Raw genomic sequence first — 21,114 nt, forward strand, 5'->3', positions numbered from 1 at the left:
AAAGGACGTACTCTTTGCGAGCGCGTCCTTTTTTCGTTATCGGTTATTGATCCGGCTTCCACCAGCTGCCCATCCGTTGCCAGAACGTCGAAGAGTCGGGCGCAGGCAGCGGCGTAGGTGTTTGGTTGGGAGGCAGATGATCTGTGCAGTAATCTTGTGGCTCCGTGCCACTGGCAAAGTAAAACAGCTGTGGAGTCGGGCAATGTTCGGTAGCCAACTTTCCTGACGCTGGATCGATGTAGACGGAAACCACTCCGGCGGGCATATCGAAGAGGGCGGGAGGCTGGCCTTTCAGTGCGCTCTCCATAAAGCTCGCCCACACTTTTTTGGACAAATACCCTTCCTTTACATCGTCCACCTTTTGATTTTTGTCGTAGCCTACCCACACCGTGGAGACTAACTGAGGGGTAAAACCGCTTAGCCAAGCGTCATAGTCGGTCGACCCCGTCTTTCCGGCAACTGGCCGATTCAATTCATTGGCGACGCGGAATCCGGTTCCGCCGCGTTCAAACACGCCTTGCATCATATTCACCAACAGAGCAGAGGCGACAGGATCGGCCACCCGTGTTTTCTGCGTAGTTTCTTGCACCAAAACGTTTCCTTCGCTGTCTTCAATCGATGTAATCGCGATTGGCTCAACCGCTTCTCCTTTGTTGACGATGGCCGCGTAGGCTGCATTCAACTCCAGAGGTGAGACGGGGGAAGTGCCGAGGGCGAGAGAAGGAACAGCTTGCAAAGGACTGCTGATTCCCAAGCTTTTCGCCTGCTCGACGACTTTTTGCGGGCTGAGAAAATCAATCGTTTTGACCGCGTAAATGTTGTCAGAAGTCTTGATCGCATCGCGCATGTTGATCATCGCGTTCGCATATCGTCCGCCGAAATTGCTCGGGATATATTGCTTGTTATGGTCATAGGTGAAGACCGTCGGCTCGCTTTTCATCATCGTCAGCGGCGTGTAGCCGTTTTGCAAGGCCGCCAAATACATGATCGGCTTGAAGGAGGAGCCGGGCTGTCTTTTGCCCAGCACGCGATTGTACTGGCTTGTTTTATAGTCGCGTCCGCCCACCATCGCTTTGATGTACCCGGTAGCAGGGTCCATGGCGACCAATGCGACCTGCAAATTCGGATTGTCTTTCGGCAGTGTGGATGCGATGATTTCCTCTGCCTTTTTTTGCATCACCGGATCAAGCGTGGTGTGGATTTTCAAACCGCCATGGATGAATTTTTCTTCGTCGATGCCGTACTTGTTTTTGACCAGACTTGCGATGTAATCACGGAAGTAAGGCGCTTGTTCGGTTACGTTTTCCGTAGCGCGCTCCTTTAGTTTGATTGGTTCCGCATAAGCCGCTTCTACTTCTTTTGCCGTGAGCATGCCGTCGCGCTCCATGGCTTCGAGAATCAGCTTTTGCCGCGATTTTGCCCGCTCAAAATCAACGAAAGGAGAGTAATAGGTCGGTCCTTTGGGAATCCCGGCCAGCATGGCGCTTTCCGCCAGAGACAAGTTTTTGGCGTCCTTGCCGAAATACGTTTGGGCGGCAGCCTGAACTCCGTAGGCAGAATGACCATAGTAAATCTGGTTCATGTACATTTCCAAAATTTCATCTTTGCTGTAATTCAGCTCCAGTTGAATCGCGAGCAAGGCTTCCTTGATTTTTCGCTCCCATGTTTTATCCAGGCTTAAATACAGATTTCGTGCCAGCTGTTGGGTAATCGTACTGGCTCCCTGGCGCATGTCCATGTTGATCACATCGACGTAGGCAGCCATGGCCAGCCGTTTCCAGTCAAAGCCATAATGCTCCCGAAATGAACGATCCTCGATCGCGATCGTTGCGTTGATGAGGGCAGGCGATATTTCCTGAATGGGCACGGAAATGCGATTTTCCCCCCGGTGCATCGTGTCCAGCACGTCTCCGGTAGCTGCGTAAATCGTTGTCGTCTGCTTGACGAATGTTTCAGGAAGCGGTTGCGAACGCAAGTACAAGATCAAGAGCAAGATGGCAAAAGATAAGCATAAAAGGCTGAGTATGGAAAATTTTACAAATTTCTTGGCCCAGCGAAGATAACGCAACAGGGAAGGGTCACGAATGACTTCCATTTTGCCTCTCCTCCTTTCTATTGTTTGAACGAACAAAATAGTCGTGACAGTTTCCCCGCTCTTTGGGGGAGAAAAGCGTTGGTCGCAAGCGTTTTACGTCCCAAAAGACGTTTTTCGCAGAAACGGGGACGGTTGTTTGACAAGCGAAAGCGCCACATCTGCCGTCAAGCCCCCGTCGCGTCTTTTCACAGAAACGAAATAGCTGTTTGACAAGCGAAAACGACACCTCCACCGCCATAACCCTTGCCGAGTTTTTTCGCAAAATCCGCTCTGAGCAGCAAAAGCAGCCACGTCCTCTGACATAAAAAAACAGCGCGACGTTTCCACAAAAAACGGGACATACTAAGGGACACAAATGATACTTCTAGTATGGGTCAGCTGTGTACTGGATAAACTTGCCTGTCGCATGAAAAACGAGCGCGAGGACGGGTTTTTGGCCTGTCCAGAAAAAAAACTTGCTTTTTGATTGGCAGCTACTATAATTTTCTTGTTATATTGTATTTTCATGCGGTTAATTGAAGGAGGTTACATAACCATGAATATGGAATTGTGGTACACCGAAAAACAAACGGAAAATCACGGGATAACAACGAAAATTACTGATACCCTATACAGTGAGAAATCCGAGTTTCAACAAATCGATGTCATTACTACCAAGCAGTTTGGTCGCATGTTAGTACTCGATGGCATGGTTATGACCACCGATGTCGATGAGTTTGTATACCACGAAATGATTTCTCACATCGCTCTCAATACGCATCCAAACCCGAAAAAGGTTCTGGTTGTCGGTGGCGGCGACGGTGGGGCAATCCGTGAGATCGTGAAGCATGCAGCTGTGGAAAAAGCAGTTCTGGCTGAAATCGACGGTGGCGTAATTGAATCCTGCAAAAAATATTTCCCGGAAATTGCGAGCGCACTGACAGGCAACCCGCGTGTCGATGTGCAAGTAATCGATGGCATCAAACATATTCATGACCACAAAGGCGAATACGATGTGATCATGGTTGACTCTACAGAGCCAGTTGGCCCAGCGGTAGGTCTGTTTGAAAAAGGCTTTTACCAAGGCATTCACGATGCGTTGAAACCAGACGGCATCATGGTTGCGCAAACAGAATCTCCATGGTTCAACCGCGATCTGATCAAGCGCGTGTTCAAAGACCTGAAATCGATCTTCCCGGTAACCCGTCTGTACACTTGCAGCATCCCTACTTATCCATCCGGTCTGTGGAGCTTCACCATCGCTTCCAAACAACATGATCCGCTGGAAGTAGATCCTGCAAAAATCAAAGACCTGGGCACCAAATACTACAATGCGGAAGTTCACCACGCTGCTTTCAAACTGCCTAACTTTGTGGCTGAGCTGACCCGCGACTAATCGGAGGAGGACAACCTTTATGCGTTTTGACGAAGCATATTCCGGCAATGTCTTCATCCGCAGCCACGGAAGCTATGAAGAAAGCCAAGCAGTCATTTACGGCATGCCGATGGACTGGACGGTCAGCTTCCGCCCAGGTTCCCGTTTCGGCCCTGCCCGCATTCGCGAAGTATCGATCGGTCTGGAAGAGTACAGCCCGTATTTGGACAGACTGCTCGAAGACATCAAGTATTTTGATGCTGGCGATATTCCGCTTCCTTTTGGCAACGTGGAAGGCAGCCTTGACGCGATTCGCACCTTCGTGGCAAAAGTGTTGGAAGACGGCAAATTCCCTCTGGGACTGGGCGGCGAGCATCTCGTTTCCTGGCCGGTATTCCAAGCTGTATACGAAAAGTACAAGGACATGGTGGTATTCCACTTTGACGCGCATACCGACCTGCGCGACAACTACGAAGGATACCAGTATTCCCACTCCACGCCAATCAAAAAGGTGTGCAACCTGATTGGCGGCAAAAACGTCTACTCGTTCGGGATTCGCAGCGGAATGAGAGAAGAGTTTGAGTGGGCAAAAGAAAACATGCACCTGTACAAGTACGATGTTCTGGAGCCTGTGAAGCAAGTGCTGCCGACGATCGGCAACCGTCCGATCTATCTGAGCATCGACATCGATGTTCTCGACCCTGCGCACGCACCTGGCACAGGTACAACAGAAGCAGGCGGCATCACTTCCCGCGAGCTGCTGGACACGATTCACTTCATGGCGCAAAATGGCGCCAATGTGATTGGCTGCGACCTGGTGGAAGTGGCTCCTGTGTACGACCATAGCGAGATGACGCAAATCGTGGCATCCAAAATCGTGCGCGAGCTGCTGCTCAGCTTTGTAAAATAATCGATACAACGACAAGCCTCCGGAACTCACAAAGTACCGGAGGCTTTTTTATGGCGTTGCTCGCACCTTTTCTTATCTGAACCTGAATGGATGCAGAAAATTTTCGCGCGTCGCGTAACGTAACGTGTAATACACTCCCTGAGCAGGAGCAGGAGCAGGAGCAGGAGCAGGAGCAGGAGCAGGAGCAGGAGCAGGAGCAGGAGCAGGAGCAGGAGCAGGAGCAGGAGCAGGAGCAGGAGCAGGACATTCATTTGCACTTTAAAAACATTTTTATTTACTAAGTTTATAAAATTAGATAAAATTGGCATAGACAATAAAAAGTTGCCGAAGCATTATCGAGGGAGTTGTTATCCATGAGAGAGGTTTTTGCGCATGCTGAGTTTCGCAAGCTGTTTTTCTCCAATCTTTTTTCCGGCTTCGGTCAAGGCATGACGATGATCGGGATTGCCTGGTATCTAGTGGAAACCACAGGTTCGGCCCAGCTGTTGGGTTCGACCATGTTCGTCTCGGCTGTGTTGATGTTTTTTATCGGGCCTTATATCGGGACGCTGATTGATCGTTATTCCCGCAAAAAAATGCTGCTCGTTGAAAACTTGATCGGTTTTGGCGTGTTGGGAGTTTTGGCTGTCTGGGGCTTTTTCGGAGAGTATCAGGAATGGATGCTGATCACGATTTACCTGGTTACGACCTTCATGTACCAGATTCATTATCCGGCCCAATCGGCCTTGGTTCAGGAGACGTTCAAACCGAAACATTACAACGACATTAACAGTTTGCTGGAAATCGAGGGACAGACGGCGTCCGTTCTCGCAGGTGCGTTTTCCGGGCTGTTGCTGGGCAAATTCGGACTTTCCACTGTCGTTTTGTTCAATGCTCTGACGTACCTGTTTGCATTTTGTCTGCTTTCCACGATGAAATATACGTTTACATTGGAAGGCGAGGCCAAGCTGAGCCAGGGCGTATCGTGGATCAGCCAGTTCGGGCAAAGCTGGAGCTACATCAAGGAGAAAAAGGGCTTTCTCGTCTTCGGTATATGTGCCTTGATGCCATTTATCGCTGTGATGGCGAGCAATTTGCTGAAGCCTGTTTACGTCAGCCAAACTTTGCAAGCAGATGTCTCGGTCTTCTCGTTCGGGGAGATGGCCTATGCTTTGGGAGCGGTAGCGGCAGGTATACTCGTCTCTGTGGTCGTACGCAAAATGGGGCAGTTGGCTGCGATGGTGGCAAACACGCTGCTGTTCGCTGTCATGATCGTCGTCATGGTGGCCTTGCCGTACGGCTGGGCTTTGATCGGAGCCTATATGTTTTACGGCTGGAGCAATGCCTCTGTTCGCCTCATCCGCCAATCTCTCTACATGACCGTGATCCCGAAACAGTTTATGGGGCGGGTAATGAGCTTTTTCAACTCGCTCGGCATGATGATGCGTTTGGTGCTGATCGGCGTGTTTACAGTCATGATTGACTACACAGGAGCAGGCATGGGCTACCTTGTCCTGGCGGGATTGCTTTTGCTCGCGGCGGTTGGTGTTGCCGCGACCATGCGCTTCCTTTTGGCGGACGCAAAGGACCAGGCAGCGGTTGCAACTCAAGAAGGATGATCGTAAAATGAATGGATGATTGTCCGACAAGCAAGCAGAAATCGTGGAGTGTGGAGAGCGTCATGAAAGAAGTACAACTGAAGCTGTCAGCCAGACATCGCGTCGACGGAGAATGGGATGAAACGAGGCATGAGTACAAAGGAAAGCTTGTGCAAAAAGCATCTGCCTGGTATTTGACATATAAAGAACAACTGGAAGGCGCGGGAGAAGTCAGTACAACCCTCAAACTGACGGACAGCGCTGTTACGCTGGTGCGCCAGGGTGGCGTTTCGACGAGACAGCACTTTGAAAAAGGGGCAAGCACGCATTCCACTTACCAGAGTCCGTACGGGCCGTTCGCCATGGAGACACATACGAGCAAGCTGCGTATCCGCTATGCGGAAGACGCCCCGGTACAGGTGGAAATTTTTTACCAAACGTGGATGAACGAGCAGTACGCTGGCGAGCACGAACTGAAAATGGAGTTAGGAAAATAAGCCGCTCTTTGCAAGGGCGGTTTTTTGCACGTACAATAGAAGGAACTCGCGGCAGGAGTTGGAAGGAGGGTTCAAGCATGTTCGTACTCGTGAATGGCCTTATTGCCGGTCTGGGTTTGGCAGCTTTTCTCGCGCTGGGAGACGGCTTGTTCGACACCAGTACGTTTCCTGTACTGATCGACGTCAGTTATGTCCCGGGCATGGAAAACTTGCCGTCAATCGCGGAGCTTTTGCTCCATCTTTTGATCAGTGTGATCATTGCTTTTTTTCTGATGTATTTTTACCCTCGTGAAGATCGCGGCAAAAGGACCCGTTATTTGCTGTACTGGATGCTTGGATTTGCAGTCGCCTTCTTGCCGTTTAGTCTCTTAAGCAAAGTTCCGATAACGTGGACAGCATTTTGCATATGGATATGTGGACATTTGCTTTACACCGTCATGCTCTCGGTACAAGTAGCGCGAAATCGATAGGATGATGTTGATTTTGCCGAATTTTCGGCATAGTGATGGTTTTTTGGCAGCAAGGTTGAAAGGGGTGGAGGCCAGCATGCCGTTGTCTGATACGGTAGAAATGTTGCAGGCAATACTGGGGGCCATTGATGAAGGGATTCATGTGGTCGATGCGGAAGGAATCACGATTTTCTACAACCACGTCGCGGCAAGACTGGACGGGTTGACGCCAGAAGAGGTGCTGGGGAAGCCTTTATTGGAGGTGTTTCCTTCGCTCGACCGGCATTCGAGCACGCTGCTGCGTGTCATTGAGAACGGAGAAGCCATCTACGATCAGACACAGACGTATAAAAACTGGAAAGGAATGCGCGTAGAGACGATTAACACGACGCTCCCGGTCCGAGTAGGCAAAAGGCTGGTCGGAGCGGTTGAGGTCGCAAAAGATATCGGCAAGCTGAAAGAGCTGTCGGAGCGGTTGGTTGACTTGCAGGCGAAAATCAGCAAGCCAAAGCGCGCCAAACGGGGGGCGGATGAGGTTGCTTTCCACTTCGAAGACATTTTGACCAAGAGCGAGCAGATGAATCACTTGAAGGAACGGGCGAAAAAGGCCGCGCGCACGACTTCACCCGTGCTGATTTACGGCGAGACGGGAACTGGCAAGGAGCTGTTTGTGCAATCGATTCACCACGCGTCACTGCGCAGCAGCAAGCCGTTTATCGCGCAAAACTGTGCGGCGCTGCCAGCGTCATTGCTGGAAAGCCTGCTGTTTGGCACGGTGAAAGGCAGCTTCACAGGGGCAGACGATCGGCCGGGACTGTTTGAGCTGGCGGATGGCGGAACGCTGTTTTTGGATGAACTGAACAGCATGCCGCTCGATTTGCAGGCAAAAATGCTGCGCGTGCTACAGGATGGGCAAATCAGGCGGATCGGCGGCAGTCAGTCGGTCAAAGTGGATGTGCGGGTGATCGCTGCTGTCAACGAAGCTCCGCAACTGCTTGTCGAGCGAGGTTTGATGCGAACCGACCTGTATTACCGGATCAACGTCGTCTCCTTTTCCTTGCCGCCGTTGCGCGAGCGCAGAGAAGATGTCGACTTGCTGGTCGAGCATTTTTTGGCCAAGTTCAACCGGGTGTTCGGCATGAACGTGCGCGGCATTAGCCCGGAAGTAGCCCAGCTTTTCGCGCGCTACGACTGGCCGGGGAACGTCAGGGAACTGGAGCATGTGGTGGAGGCAGCGATGAACATGGTGGAGGATGACATGATCATGATGGAGCATTTGCCAGCGCATATGCTGGAGCGAGTGCAGCCGGATATGCTGCAAAGCCCTTCAACGCCTGAACCAATCCCAATCTCGTTGCTTGCGGACAGAGAAGGCTGTACGCTGCCCGAGATTCTGCGGGAACTGGAAGAGCGGATCATCGGGGACGCGCTGAAACAGACGGATGGCAATGTACTGCGGGCAGCGAAGCTTTTGGGCATCCCAAGGCAAACGCTGCAATACAAGCTTTCGCAACGAATGATCCCGCCCTGTTGAATGCCGAAATTTCGGCAGCGCTTTCATTGGTTTAAAGGGAAAGAAACGCTTACAAAACGCTCTATTTCCTATTTTCTAAATTTTTTGATTTGATTGGCACGACCCTTGCATCTTTACTTGGTCGAGTGAAACGCATGATGGTTCACTACAGACGAGAGGAGATGTGACACAGATGACAGTAGCGACAAGACGTGACTGGCGTTCGATTGAACTTTGGAAGGATGTTCCGGAAGAAAAATGGAATGACTGGATGTGGCAGCTGACCCACACCATTAAAACGGTAGATGATTTGAAGCAAGTAATCAACCTGACGCCGGAAGAGGAAGAGGGCGTGCGTATTTCCACGCAAACCATTCCTTTGAATATTACGCCGTACTACGCTTCGTTGATGGACGTCGATGATCCAAAAGATCCGGTGCGCATGCAATCCGTTCCGCTGTCTTCCGAAATGGTTCGGACAAAGTACGACATGGAAGACCCGTTGCATGAGGATACCGATTCTCCTGTTCCCGGTTTGACTCACCGTTATCCAGACCGTGTGCTCTTCCTTGTGACGAACCAGTGCTCCATGTATTGCCGCTATTGCACGCGTCGCCGCTTCTCCGGCCAGATCGGCATGGGCGTGCCGAAGAAACAGCTCGACGCCTGTATCGATTACATCCGCAGCAGACCGGAAGTGCGTGACGTGCTTCTCTCTGGCGGAGACGGCCTGTTGATCAACGACCGCGTTCTGGAATACATCATCAGCAGCTTGCGCGACATTCCGCACGTAGAAATCATCCGTATCGGAACCCGCGCGCCAGTCGTATTCCCGCAGCGCATTACGGAAAACCTGTGCAACATCCTGAAAAAGTATCATCCGGTATGGCTGAATACGCACTTCAACCATCCAAAAGAAATTACACCGGAAGCGAAGCAAGCTTGCGAAATGCTGGCAAATGCGGGCGTTCCGCTGGGCAACCAGGCTGTGATTCTCGCGGGAATCAACGACTGTGCCAACACGATGAAAAAGCTGGTGCAAGACCTGGTCAAAATTCGCGTCCGTCCGTACTACATCTATCAGTGCGACCTGTCTGAAGGAATCGGTCACTTCCGCGCTCCTGTCAGCAAAGGGATTGAAATTATTGAACACCTGCGCGGCCATACCTCCGGCTACGCTGTCCCTACCTTTGTGGTGGACGCTCCGCACGGTGGCGGAAAAATCCCGGTCAGCCCGAACTACATTATTTCGCAAGCGTCCGATAAAGTGGTGCTGCGCAACTTCGAAGGCGTAATCACATCGTATCCGGAGCCTAAGACCTACCATGAGCATGACGAGGAAAATTGCGAATACTGCACAGCGGCAAAAGGCAAAGCTGTCGGTATCGCGGCCCTCATGCAGGATGAAGTCGACAACCTGGAGCCGACCGATCTGCCGCGCAACAAGCGCATCAAGGCCACCAAAGTCAAGTCGCTGGCAGATGTGCGTCTGGAGCAAAAAGCGAAAAAAGAACAGACGCCTGCAGAAGCAAAAGAAGCGTCCGGCAAATAAACGTGAAAAACAAAGTGTTAGCAGCTGCCTGATTGAACGGGCAGCTGTTTCTTTTTCGTGAGCGTGAGGGTGAGAATATTGCCAATTTTATTTGCAGGATGGTTCATTTCCCGCTTCTGTGATAAGATCGGATTACAGTAATATGAGCGAACGTTCAGTCAGTATTATTGCATTGTTTGAAAAAATCAAACTTACAGACTGAATAGTCATTCATTTTTCTTTTCGATTCTGATAAGATAGAAAGTAAAGACAACTCGTGAAAGTGGGGGAGTAGAAACATGCTGGCACTTATCAATCTGATCGCTTTTTTCCTGGTGCTCGCTTACGGGCTGTATCTGGCCGGACATGTTGTGTACAGCAGATATTTGTTCATCAAGCTGGGCAAAAAGCCGGATGTGAAAAATGACTTTGGCGCACGCATCAACCTGATGCTGGACAACGTCATTTTCCACAAGAAGCTGTTGAAGGACAAGAAAAGCGGGATTATGCACGTCGTGATGTTCTACGGATTCATCACGCTGCAATTCGGCGCGATCGAGCTGGTGATCAAAGGGCTATCGACAGGCTTCGAGCTACCTTTTGGCAGCGCTCACAAATACTTTTCGCTCATGCAGGAAATCACCACTTTTCTGATTTTGGCTGCTGTCGGATACGCTTTTTACCGTCGCTATATCGAGAAGTTGAAACGGCTGAAGCGCGGCTTCAAGTCAGGGATTGTCCTGCTGCTGATCTCCTCTCTGATGGCGACTGTATTGCTCTCCCTGGCTTTTGAGCAAATTTGGCTCGGGCATGAAGCATCTGGCTTTGCTCCGATCTCCTCTGTCTTGGCAATGGCCTTTTCCGCCATCGGAGTAGGAAGTACGGGCGGAGCGGTTCTCTTTTATATTTTCTGGTGGGCGCATCTGATCATTTTGTTGGGCTTTGCCGTCTACGTGCCGCAGTCCAAACACGCTCACTTGCTGTTTGCTCCGGTTAACGTCTGGTTCAAAAAGCTCGATCCGCCAGGAAAGCTGTCGAGCATCAACTTCGAGGACGAGACACAGGAAGTGTTCGGCGTGGGCAAGATCGAAGACTTCACGCAAACACAGCTGATCGACTTGTACGCCTGTGTAGAGTGCGGGCGCTGTACGAATATGTGCCCGGCAGCGGGAACCGGAAAAATGCTCTCGCCGATGGACTTGATTACGAAAATGCGCGACCATCTGACGGAAAAGGGAGCCGCTGTGACATCGCGTACGCCGTGGATGCCAAGCTTTGCTTTTTCGCAAACGACCGCCAACCAGATCGCTGTGCAAGCTTCGGAAGTGGCAGCCACAGCCGAGGGCGCGACGTCCATTTACGAGAAAAACCTGATTGGCGATGTCATTACCGAGCAGGAGCTGTGGGCTTGTACAACCTGTCGCAACTGTGAAGACCAATGTCCGGTGATGAACGAGCACGTGGATAAAATCATCGACATGCGCCGCTATCTCGTGATGACCGAGGGAAGCATGCCAGCCGAAGCGCAGCGTGCCCTGAACAATATCGAGCGCCAGGGCAACCCTTGGGGAATCAACCGCAAGGACCGGATGAAATGGATTGAAGGTCTGAATGGTCAATACGAGGTGCCGACCGTCAAGCAGATCGAGGAATTTGAATATTTGTTCTGGGTCGGCTCCATGGGCTCGTTTGATCTGCGCAGCCAAAAAATCTCGCATGCTTTTGTGAAGCTCATGCACGAAGCGGGCGTCAAGTTCGCCATCCTGGGGAATGAGGAAAAGAACTCGGGAGATACGGCGCGCCGCATCGGAAACGAATTTTTGTTCCAGCAGCTGGCACAGGAAAACATCGCGTTGTTCGAAGGCTACGAAGTGAAGAAGATCGTCACCTGCGACCCGCACGCGTACAACACGTTCAAAAACGAATATCCGGAGTTTGGATTGACCGCGGAAGTGTACCACCATTCCGAGCTGCTCGCCCAGTGGGTGAACGAAGGCCGCTTGAAACCGACGAAGGAAGTCAAGGAGCGGATTACGTATCACGATTCCTGCTATTTGGGTCGCTACAACGAGATTTACGACAAGCCGCGTGTCATCTTGGAAGCAATCCCTGGCGTCGAAGTGGTGGAAATGAAGCGCAGCGGCTGTGACAGCATGTGCTGTGGAGCAGGCGGCGGCCTGATGTGGATGGAGGAGCATGAAGGCTCGCGTGTCAACGTGGCGCGTACCGAGCAAGCATTGGAGGTCAACCCGACCGCGATTGCCAGCGCCTGCCCGTACTGCCTGACCATGATGAACGACGGAATCAAAACCAAGGAAAAAGAAGACGACGTCAAAACGCGCGATGTGGCGGAGATTTTGGCGGACGCGATCTGACAAGCGACGAAGACGAGAAGTGTTCTTTTGGGAACCCCGAACAGCCTGATTAGGAAAAGAAGTCAGGCTGTTCTTTTTTCGTCGGGATAAGGGTAGCAAACACGGGCGTCAGAAGCTTTAACATAGCCCAACTTTTCTAATAATTCATTGACTAATCGGGTTGAAGACGGCAAAATGAAGATAGCAGAAAATGAACGAACGCTCGGTCATAAGAATGGAGGGCATGCGATGAAAACGGTGATAGTTGGGGCGGCACGTACCCCGTTTGGCAAGTTTGGCGGTTCCCTGAAAGCGTTGTCTGCGGTAGACCTCGGTGCAATCGTGATCAAGGAAGCTTTGGAGCGCTCCGGCATTTCCGGCGATCAAGTCGACGAAGTGATCATGGGCATGGTCATTCAGGCGGGAGCAGGACAGGTTCCTTCCCGGCAGGCAGCACGCAAGGCCGGACTGCCATGGGACGTGGCGAGCGAGACGATCAACAAGGTGTGCGCCTCCGGGATGCGGGCTGTCACGATGGGCGACCAAATCATTCGCGCAGGCGACGGGGAGATTATCGTTGCTGGCGGCATGGAGAGCATGAGCAATGCGCCTTATGCGCTTCCGGCGGCGCGTGATGGCATGAGAATGGGAGATGCGACTGTACGCGATCTCATGATGTACGATGGCCTCACTTGTCCGTTTGATCAGGTGCCGATGGCTGTTCACGGCAGCAACGTGGCTGAAGAGTACGGAATATCGCGTGAAGCGCAGGACGATTGGGCGCTGCGCAGCCAGCAGAGAACGGCGAGAGCGGTCGAGAACGGACTTTTTGACGAGGAGATCGTAGCCGTCTCCATTCCTCAGAAAAAAGGGGAGCCGCTGCAAGTGACAAAAGACGAAGGACCACGCCCGGATACGACCAGGGAAGGTCTGGCGAAACTGCCGCCAGTCTACAAAAAGGACGGAACGATTACGGCAGGCAACGCGCCTGGCATTAATGACGGAGCAGCAGCGATGGTGCTGATGTCCGATGCCAAGGCCGAGGAGCTGGGCATCAAGCCGCTCGCTACGATTCTCGGACATGCGCACGTAGGAGCAGAAGCGCCTTACATTGCAACGACACCAGGGCTGGCCATCAACAAGCTGCTCGAAAAAACAGGGGTTTCGCTGGACGAAATCGCTTTGTTTGAAGTGAACGAAGCGTTTGCAGCCGTGACCTTGACCAGCGGCAAAATCGTCGGTTGGGACGACGAGAAAGTAAATGTAAACGGGGGAGCGATCGCGCTCGGTCACCCGATTGGAGCGAGTGGAGCACGAATTATCATGCACCTCGCATACGAGTTAAAAAGACGCGGTGGCGGACTAGGGATTGCGGCGATTTGCAGCGGTGCCGCACAGGGAGACGCTATCCTGATTAAAGTGGAGTAGGGGGCCTTTTACATGAACGTACAAACGATAATGGTCATCGGAGCAGGGCAGATGGGCAGCGGCATTGCCCAGGTAGCAGCACAGGCAGGCTTTCGCGTTTATTTGAACGACGTGCAGCAGCCGTTTGTGGAGCGCGGTCTGGCGACGATCACGAAAAACTTGTCGCGCAACGTGGAAAAAGGCAAACTGAGCGAAGACGACAAACAGGCGATCTTATCCCGGCTCGTCCTGTCGACCGATTTGGCAGACGCGGCGAATGCTGATTTTGTTATAGAAGCTGTCACCGAAAATATGGCGGTGAAAACAGCGATCTTTTCCAAACTGGATGAGGTATGTCCGCCGCATGCGATTTTGGCGAGCAACACGTCCTCTCTTCCCATCACCGAAATTGCCGCAGTGACGAAGCGGCCGGAAAAAGTGATCGGGATGCATTTCATGAATCCTGTACCTGTGATGAAGCTGGTCGAAATTATTCGCGGGCTGCAAACAGCAGACGAGGTATACCAGCTGACCGAAGATTTGTCGAAGCAAATGGGCAAGGTGCCAGTAAGCGTAAATGATTTCCCGGGCTTCGTGTCCAATCGGGTGCTGATGCCGATGCTCAACGAAGCGATCTATTGCGTGTATGAGGGCGTGGCAACGCCAGAAGCGATCGACGAAGTGATGAAGCTGGGCATGAACCATCCGATGGGTCCGCTCCAGTTGGCTGACTTTATCGGTCTTGATACGTGCCTCTACATCATGGAGGTGCTGCACGAAGGCTTCGGCGATTCCAAATATCGTCCTTGCCCGCTGCTTCGCAAATACGTAAAAGCGGGATGGCTAGGCAAAAAATCCGGTCGAGGATTCTACGTGTACAACTAACTGAAGGATTCGGCAGAAAGGTAGGACGGACATGGATTTTCGATTGAACGATGAGCAAGAGATGATGCGCCGCATGGTACGCGACTTTGCGCAAAAAGAAATTGCGCCGTTTGTTCCGGTTATGGAGGAAAAGGATGAGTTTCCCCGCCAGATTCTCAAAAAGATGGGCGAGATGGGGCTGATGGGAATACCGATCGCTGAAGAATGGGGAGGCGCCGGAGCCGATTTTGTCTCCTACATTTTGGCGATTCACGAGATTTCCAAAGTGAGCGCGACAGTGGGAGTCATTTTGTCCGTGCACACCTCTGTAGGAACGAATCCGATTCTTTACTTCGGAACGGAGGAGCAGAAGCGCAAGTACGTGGCAAAGCTGGCTCGTGGCGAATATCTCGGCGCTTTTGCCCTGACCGAGCCGCATGCCGGGTCCGATGCCAGTAGCATCAGAACGACAGCGGTGCGAAGCGGGGATGAATACATCCTGAACGGCAACAAAGTGTTCATTACAAACGGCGGCGAAGCGGATACGTACATCACTTTTGCGGTCACGGATGCCAGCAAGGGAAGCAAAGGAATTTCCGCTTTCATCGTGGAGAAAGATACGCCGGGCTTTATCGTCGGCAAAAAGGAAAAGAAAATGGGGCTGCACGGCTCCTACACGACTGAACTGGTGCTTGACAACGCTCGCGTACCTGCTGCCAACCTGTTGGGGCAAGAGGGAGACGGCTTCTGTATTGCGATGGCGAACCTGGACACGGGCAGAATCGGAATCGCTGCGCAAGCGTTGGGGATCGCCGAGGCTGCTGTCCATTACGCGACAGAGTACGCAAAAGAACGCAAGCAGTTCGGACAACCGATCGCCAAGCAACAAGCTATCGGGTTCAAGCTCGCGGACATGGCGACAAAAGCGGAAGCAGCGAGACTGTTGGTGTATCGCGCAGCATCACTGCGCAGCCAGGGAATCGCCTGCGGCATGGAAGCGTCGATGGCAAAACGGTTCGCTACGGATACGGCGATGGAGCTGGCGACAGAAGCGGTACAAGTGTTTGGCGGGTACGGCTACACCAGAGAATATCCGGTTGAGCGTCTGTTCCGGGATGCCAAAGTTACGCAGATTTATGAGGGTACCAACGAAATTCAACGAATCGTAATCGCCAAGCATTTGCTTGCTGACTAAATAAAAGCCTTTTGTGCCGCCCGGTTACTGGGCTGACTAAAACAGGCGAAAACACATGGGGGAGTGAAAAAAATGAATTTCCAGCTCACGGAAGAACATGACATGATGCGTAAAATGATCCGCGATTTCGCAGAAAACCAGGTGGCTCCGACAGCAGCCGAGCGCGATGAGGAAGAGCGCTTCGACAGATCCATTTTTGAACAGATGGCAGAGCTTGGCTTGACGGGCATCCCTTGGCCGGAAGAATACGGAGGCGCTGGCGCGGACTACTTGAGCTACGTCATAGCAGTCGAAGAACTCTCCCGTGTGGATGCGTCGATCGGCGTGACTTTGTCCGCGCAAGTATCGCTGGCAAGCTGGCCGATTTACAAGTTTGGCACAGAAGAGCAGAAACAAAAGTTTTTGCGTCCATTGGCAGAAGGCAAAAAAATGGGAGCTTACTGTTTGACTGAGCCAGGCTCAGGCTCCGACTCCGCAGGAATGCGTACAACTGCTGTGCGCGATGGCGACCACTACATTTTGAACGGCAGCAAAATTTTCATCACCAATGCGGGTGAAGCAGAGATTTACATCGTTTTTGCCGTAACCAGCCCTGAGCTGAAACACAAGGGAGTTACCGCCTTCATCGTGGAAAAAGGCATGGCCGGCTTCACGATGGGCAAAAAGGAGAAAAAGCTGGGCATTCGTTCCTCGCCAACTTTGGCGGTGAATTTTGAAGATGTACGAGTTCCTGTAGAGAATAGGCTCGGCGAGGAAGGCCAAGGCTTCAAAATCGCCATGATGACGCTGGACGGCGGACGAAACGGAATCGCTGCCCAAGCGGTTGGCATCGCGCAGGGAGCATTCGAGCACGCGCTTGCTTATGCCAAAGAACGCAACCAGTTCGGGAAGCCGATCGCGTCCTTGCAAGCTATCCAGTTCAAGCTGGCTGACATGGCAACCAAAATCGAAGCCGCTCGCTTGCTCACGTACCAGGCTGCATGGCTGGAAGACCAGGGCCTGCCTTACGGAAAAGCATCCGCCATGTCCAAAGTATTTGCGGGCGATATCGCGATGGAGGTTACGACCGAAGCGGTGCAAGTATTTGGCGGGTACGGCTACACCCGTGAGTACCCTGTCGAGCGCTTCATGAGGGATGCGAAAATCACGCAAATTTATGAGGGCACCAATGAAATCCAGCGCGTGGTAATCAGCAACTACCTGCTAAAAGAATAGAGAAATCATTACCGACAACCACGATTGTTCCAACTAGCTGAACGCAAAAAGATTTTTTGATAAGGCCTGTGGAAAAGAAAGGTTTGGCTTTGCGCTCTTACTCGCGTATAATTGTTTGCGAAAAGATCGTCAATGAGCGTTTGCGCCTTTCTTTTCCTGAAAGTGTCTGACTAAACGCTCAGTCGGTTGGAAGGGTGGATTTGTTGTGTCCGAAAGAAGAAAAACCATACCGTCCTTGGTAAAGGACCCGAAGTTGATTGAAAAACGCCGGGAGCAGATTATTGAAGCTGCCGTTCATCTCTTCATTAATAAAGGTTTTCACAAAACGACGACGAGGGAGATCGCCCGGGCTTCCGGGTTCAGTATCGGCACCTTGTACGAGTACATCGAATCGAAGGAAGACGTGCTTTATCTCGTTTGCGATGCGATTCATGCCGAGATGGAGACGCGTTTGCGCGAAGCGATCAATTTTAACGGCACAGGCTTGAAAATTTTGAAGCTCGCACTCAAAAGCTTGATCCGCGTGATGGATCAGATGAGCGACCGCGTCCTGCTCATTTATCAGGAGTCGAAGTCGCTGCCGAAAGAAACGCTTCGTTACGTTCTCGGACGTGAAGAAGAGATTGCCCAAATTTTTGTGGAGATCCTGCAAAAAGGAATTGCCGACGGTTCGCTGCGCATTGATGAGAAGCATGTCAAGCTGATGGCTGACAATATCATGGTGCTGGGCGAAATGTGGGTGTTCCGTCGCTGGGCTCTGCACAAGCACTATACGTTGGAGGAGTTCACCGAAAAGCAGATTACGCTGTTGCTTCGTGAAATCAGTGTCTCCGACTAAGTCATTTACTTGAATCTCGGGGAGAGTGGAACGATGGAAACCGAAGTGTATCGTCCGCAAAACAAGGTGCGTTTTGTGACCGCTGCCAGCTTGTATGACGGTCACGACGCCTCGATCAATATCATGCGCCGTATTTTGCAGTCATCGGGAGTGGAAGTGATCCATCTTGGTCACAATCGCTCGGTCGATGACATCGTGACTGCTGCCATCCAGGAGGATGTGCAGGGCATTGCCATCAGCTCTTATCAGGGCGGCCATGTGGAATATTTCAAATACGTGATTGATCTTTTGCGCGAGCGGGGAGCGGAGCATATCCGTGTCTTCGGGGGCGGCGGTGGAGTAATCGTTCCACGCGAGATTCGCGAGCTGGAGGAATACGGCGTCTGTAAAATTTACTCGCCGGATGACGGCAGGCGTTTGGGCTTGCAAGGCATGATCAACGACATGATCAGAAACAGCGATTTTCCGACCGTCAAACAGTTGGAAGACGAAGTAAAGGGCTTGCGCGAGCAGAATCACAAGGCTGTCGCCCGACTGATCTCTGTCGCGGAGTATGCGGTGGATCAGCCGGAGTGGAAGGAACCGTTGCAAGCAAGCGTGCTGGAAGCCCCAGAGTCGATTCCGGTGCTCGGGATCACAGGTACAGGTGGAGCCGGAAAAAGCTCGCTGACGGATGAGCTTGTTCGCCGCTTTATCCGTACGTATCCGGAAAAAACAGTCGCGATTCTGTCTGTCGATCCATCCAAGCAAAAATCGGGTGGAGCGTTGTTGGGCGACCGGATACGGATGAATGCCAACAACACGCCACGCGTCTACATGCGCAGTTTGGCGACGCGAAAGTCAGGCATGGAGCTGTCGGCGGCGTTGAAAGATGCCATTCAAGTAACGCGTGCCGCACAATTTGACTTGATCATCGTGGAGACGAGCGGGATCGGTCAGGGCGATGCGCAGGTGACGGAAGTGTGCGATGTTTCCATGTACGTCATGACCAGTGAATTTGGTGCGCCATCGCAGTTGGAAAAGATCGACATGCTCGATTTTGCGGACGTGATCGCGATCAACAAGTTCGAACGCAAAGGCTCGGAAGATGCTTTGCGGGAAGTGCGGAAGCAGTATCGTCGCAATCATCAGCTATTCGATTTGCCTGACGAGCAAGTCCCGGTTTACGGTACGATTGCCAGCCAGTTCAACGATCCGGGCACAAATGTGCTGTTTGCTGCTCTGATGCATAAAATTGTGCAAAAGACGAATGTGGACTGGTCTGTTGAGAATTTGGATACTACTCCTGTAAAAATTCACAAAACTTCGTTGATTCCGACAGAAAGAATCAACTATTTGCAAGAGATTGCGAATACGGTCCGCCAATACCAGGCGTACACCGATGAGCAGTCCGCTATCGCCCGCAAGCTGTATCAGCTGCACGGCGCCAAGGAAACGCTGCTTGCAGCGAAGGACGAAGCAGTAACCGAATTGATCGCGGTACTCGACAAGCAAATCAAGCTGTTCGAGGAAAAGCTTCATCCCGAATGCCGCAAAGTGCTCGACAACTGGCCCAAGCTCAAGGAAGCGTACAGACAGGACCAGTTTGTCACTCGCATTCGCGACAAGGAAATCGTCACGAAGCTGTTCAGCGAATCGCTGTCAGGTACGCGCATTTCGAAAGTAGCCGTGCCGGACTTCCATGACTGGGGCGAGATTTTGAAATGGTCGCTGAAGGAAAACGTACCAGGCGAGTTCCCTTATACAGCTGGGGTATTTCCGTTCAAACGCGAGGGAGAAGATCCAAAGCGGCAATTTGCGGGCGAAGGCACGCCTGAGCGCACGAACCGCCGTTTTCACTTCTTGTCCCAAAATGACGAAGCGAAGCGGCTGAGTACGGCTTTTGACTCGGTGACCTTGTATGGGGAAGATCCGGATTATCGTCCGGATATTTACGGGAAAATCGGAACGAGCGGCGTGAGCATCTGCACGCTCGACGACATGAAAAAGCTGTATGCCGGCTTCGACTTGTGTGCGCCGAGCACATCGGTTTCGATGACGATCAACGGTCCTGCTCCGATGATTTTGGCGATGTTCATGAATACGGCCATCGAGCAGCAGATCGAGAAGTTTGTCCAAAAGGAAGGGCGCCAGCCTACCGAGGAAGAAGCCAAACAAATCAAGGCGTATACGCTGTCGACGGTTCGCGGCACGGTCCAAGCGGATATTTTGAAAGAAGATCAGGGACAAAACACATGTATCTTCTCGACTGAATTTGCGCTGCGAATGATGGGCGACATCCAGCAGTATTTCATCGATCAAAAGGTGCGCAACTACTACTCCGTGTCGATTTCCGGCTACCATATCGCGGAGGCGGGGGCGAATCCGATTACCCAGCTGGCGTTTACGCTGGCGAACGGGTTTACGTATGTGGAGTATTACTTGAGCAGAGGCATGCACATTGATGACTTTGCGCCGAATCTGTCGTTCTTCTTTTCCAATGGACTGGACCCCGAGTATACGGTCATCGGCCGGGTCGCTCGCCGCATCTGGGCAACCGTGATGAAAAACCGCTACGGCGGGAATGAACGCAGCCAAAAGCTGAAATATCACATTCAAACATCCGGACGCTCCTTGCACGCGCAGGAGATGGATTTCAACGATATCAGAACGACGCTGCAAGCGCTGATTGCGATTTACGACAACTGCAATTCGCTGCATACCAATGCCTACGACGAGGCGATTACGACCCCGACAGAGAACTCTGTACGCCGGGCTATGGCGATCCAGATGATCATCAACAAGGAAATGGGCCTCGCGAAAAATGAAAACCCGTTGCAAGGCGCGTTTATTATTGAGGAGCTGACGGATCTGGTCGAAGAGTCCGTGATGCAGGAATTTGAACGGATCAGTTCTCGCGGCGGCGTGCTGGGAGCGATGGAGACGCAGTACCAGCGCGGCAAAATCCAGGATGAATCGATGTATTACGAGATGAAAAAGCACACAGGCGAGCTGCCGATTATTGGCGTGAATACTTTCATCAATCCGAACGCTTCCGAGGACGACTACGAGATCGAACTGGCGCGGGCGACCGAGGAAGAAAAAGAACAGCAAATCATCAACCTGAGAGCGTTCCAGGAGCGCCATCGCGATGTAGCTCCACAGGCGTTGCGCCGTTTGCAGGAAGTAGCGATGGCGGGCGAAAACATCTTCGCCGAACTGATGGAAACGGTGAAGGTCGCTTCGCTCGGACAGATCAGCGCCGCTTTGTATGAAGTCGGCGGTCAGTATCGGAGAAACATGTAGCGGCAAGTTTGGAGCGCAAAACGAAACAAG

16 protein-coding genes are annotated in these 21,114 nt (G+C 52.0%); 15 read left to right on the forward strand and 1 reads right to left on the reverse strand.

Annotation, left to right across the window (positions count from 1 at the left end; translation table 11 throughout):
• Positions 1–43: 43 nt before the first annotated feature.
• Entirely contained in the window at positions 44–2,095 is a 2,052-nt protein-coding gene (locus tag IRJ17_RS06460; RefSeq protein ID WP_242773863.1) for a transglycosylase domain-containing protein, read from the reverse strand.
• Between the two features lie 541 nt (positions 2,096–2,636).
• Here IRJ17_RS06460 and speE point away from each other — a divergent pair.
• The 15 genes from speE to icmF all read left to right on the forward strand — a co-directional run bounded on the left by speE (position 2,637) and on the right by icmF (position 21,084).
• On the forward strand, positions 2,637–3,470 hold the full coding sequence (gene speE / locus IRJ17_RS06465) for a polyamine aminopropyltransferase (RefSeq protein ID WP_063229042.1): 834 nt from the start codon (positions 2,637–2,639) through the stop codon (positions 3,468–3,470).
• 19 nt (positions 3,471–3,489) lie between these two features.
• A complete protein-coding gene (gene speB, locus IRJ17_RS06470) occupies positions 3,490–4,359 on the forward strand; it encodes an agmatinase (RefSeq protein ID WP_122962557.1) in 870 nt (289 codons plus the stop codon).
• An 86-nt stretch (positions 4,360–4,445) separates the two neighbouring features.
• Complete coding sequence (locus tag IRJ17_RS06475; RefSeq protein WP_242773865.1) at positions 4,446–4,640, forward strand: hypothetical protein; 195 nt, start codon at positions 4,446–4,448, stop codon at positions 4,638–4,640.
• A gap of 72 nt (positions 4,641–4,712) precedes the next feature.
• Positions 4,713–5,957, forward strand: coding sequence for an MFS transporter (locus tag IRJ17_RS06480; protein ID WP_122962558.1), 1,245 nt, complete (start codon positions 4,713–4,715; stop codon positions 5,955–5,957).
• Between the two features lie 62 nt (positions 5,958–6,019).
• Positions 6,020–6,433 carry a YwiB family protein gene (locus tag IRJ17_RS06485; RefSeq protein WP_242773876.1) on the forward strand — a complete coding sequence of 138 codons (414 nt, stop codon included), beginning with the start codon at positions 6,020–6,022 and terminating at the stop codon, positions 6,431–6,433.
• 77 nt (positions 6,434–6,510) lie between these two features.
• Positions 6,511–6,903 (forward strand): hypothetical protein, encoded by a 393-nt coding sequence (locus IRJ17_RS06490; RefSeq protein ID WP_122962560.1) that lies wholly within the window; start codon positions 6,511–6,513, stop codon positions 6,901–6,903.
• 76 nt (positions 6,904–6,979) lie between these two features.
• A complete protein-coding gene (locus tag IRJ17_RS06495; protein WP_122962660.1) occupies positions 6,980–8,416 on the forward strand; it encodes a sigma-54 interaction domain-containing protein in 1,437 nt (478 codons plus the stop codon).
• 172 nt (positions 8,417–8,588) lie between these two features.
• Positions 8,589–9,947 carry a lysine 2,3-aminomutase gene (gene kamA, locus IRJ17_RS06500; RefSeq protein WP_122962561.1) on the forward strand — a complete coding sequence of 453 codons (1,359 nt, stop codon included), beginning with the start codon at positions 8,589–8,591 and terminating at the stop codon, positions 9,945–9,947.
• Positions 9,948–10,225: 278 nt separating this feature from the next.
• Positions 10,226–12,301: a (Fe-S)-binding protein gene (locus IRJ17_RS06505; protein ID WP_242773878.1), complete on the forward strand. Its 2,076-nt coding sequence runs from the start codon at positions 10,226–10,228 to the stop codon at positions 12,299–12,301.
• A 228-nt stretch (positions 12,302–12,529) separates the two neighbouring features.
• Complete coding sequence (locus IRJ17_RS06510) at positions 12,530–13,708, forward strand: acetyl-CoA C-acetyltransferase (protein ID WP_173596355.1); 1,179 nt, start codon at positions 12,530–12,532, stop codon at positions 13,706–13,708.
• A gap of 12 nt (positions 13,709–13,720) precedes the next feature.
• Complete coding sequence (locus IRJ17_RS06515) at positions 13,721–14,572, forward strand: 3-hydroxybutyryl-CoA dehydrogenase (protein ID WP_063228954.1); 852 nt, start codon at positions 13,721–13,723, stop codon at positions 14,570–14,572.
• A 31-nt stretch (positions 14,573–14,603) separates the two neighbouring features.
• A complete protein-coding gene (locus IRJ17_RS06520) occupies positions 14,604–15,746 on the forward strand; it encodes an acyl-CoA dehydrogenase (RefSeq protein WP_173596356.1) in 1,143 nt (380 codons plus the stop codon).
• A 72-nt stretch (positions 15,747–15,818) separates the two neighbouring features.
• Positions 15,819–16,961 carry an acyl-CoA dehydrogenase gene (locus tag IRJ17_RS06525; RefSeq protein WP_242773881.1) on the forward strand — a complete coding sequence of 381 codons (1,143 nt, stop codon included), beginning with the start codon at positions 15,819–15,821 and terminating at the stop codon, positions 16,959–16,961.
• A gap of 205 nt (positions 16,962–17,166) precedes the next feature.
• Positions 17,167–17,799, forward strand: coding sequence for a TetR/AcrR family transcriptional regulator (locus IRJ17_RS06530; protein ID WP_063228957.1), 633 nt, complete (start codon positions 17,167–17,169; stop codon positions 17,797–17,799).
• A 33-nt stretch (positions 17,800–17,832) separates the two neighbouring features.
• On the forward strand, positions 17,833–21,084 hold the full coding sequence (gene icmF / locus IRJ17_RS06535) for a fused isobutyryl-CoA mutase/GTPase IcmF (RefSeq protein WP_122962566.1): 3,252 nt from the start codon (positions 17,833–17,835) through the stop codon (positions 21,082–21,084).
• The last annotated feature ends 30 nt before the right edge of the window (positions 21,085–21,114 follow it).

This window comes from Brevibacillus parabrevis (genome assembly GCF_022701015.1).
Classification (GTDB): Bacteria; Bacillota; Bacilli; order Brevibacillales; family Brevibacillaceae; genus Brevibacillus; species Brevibacillus parabrevis.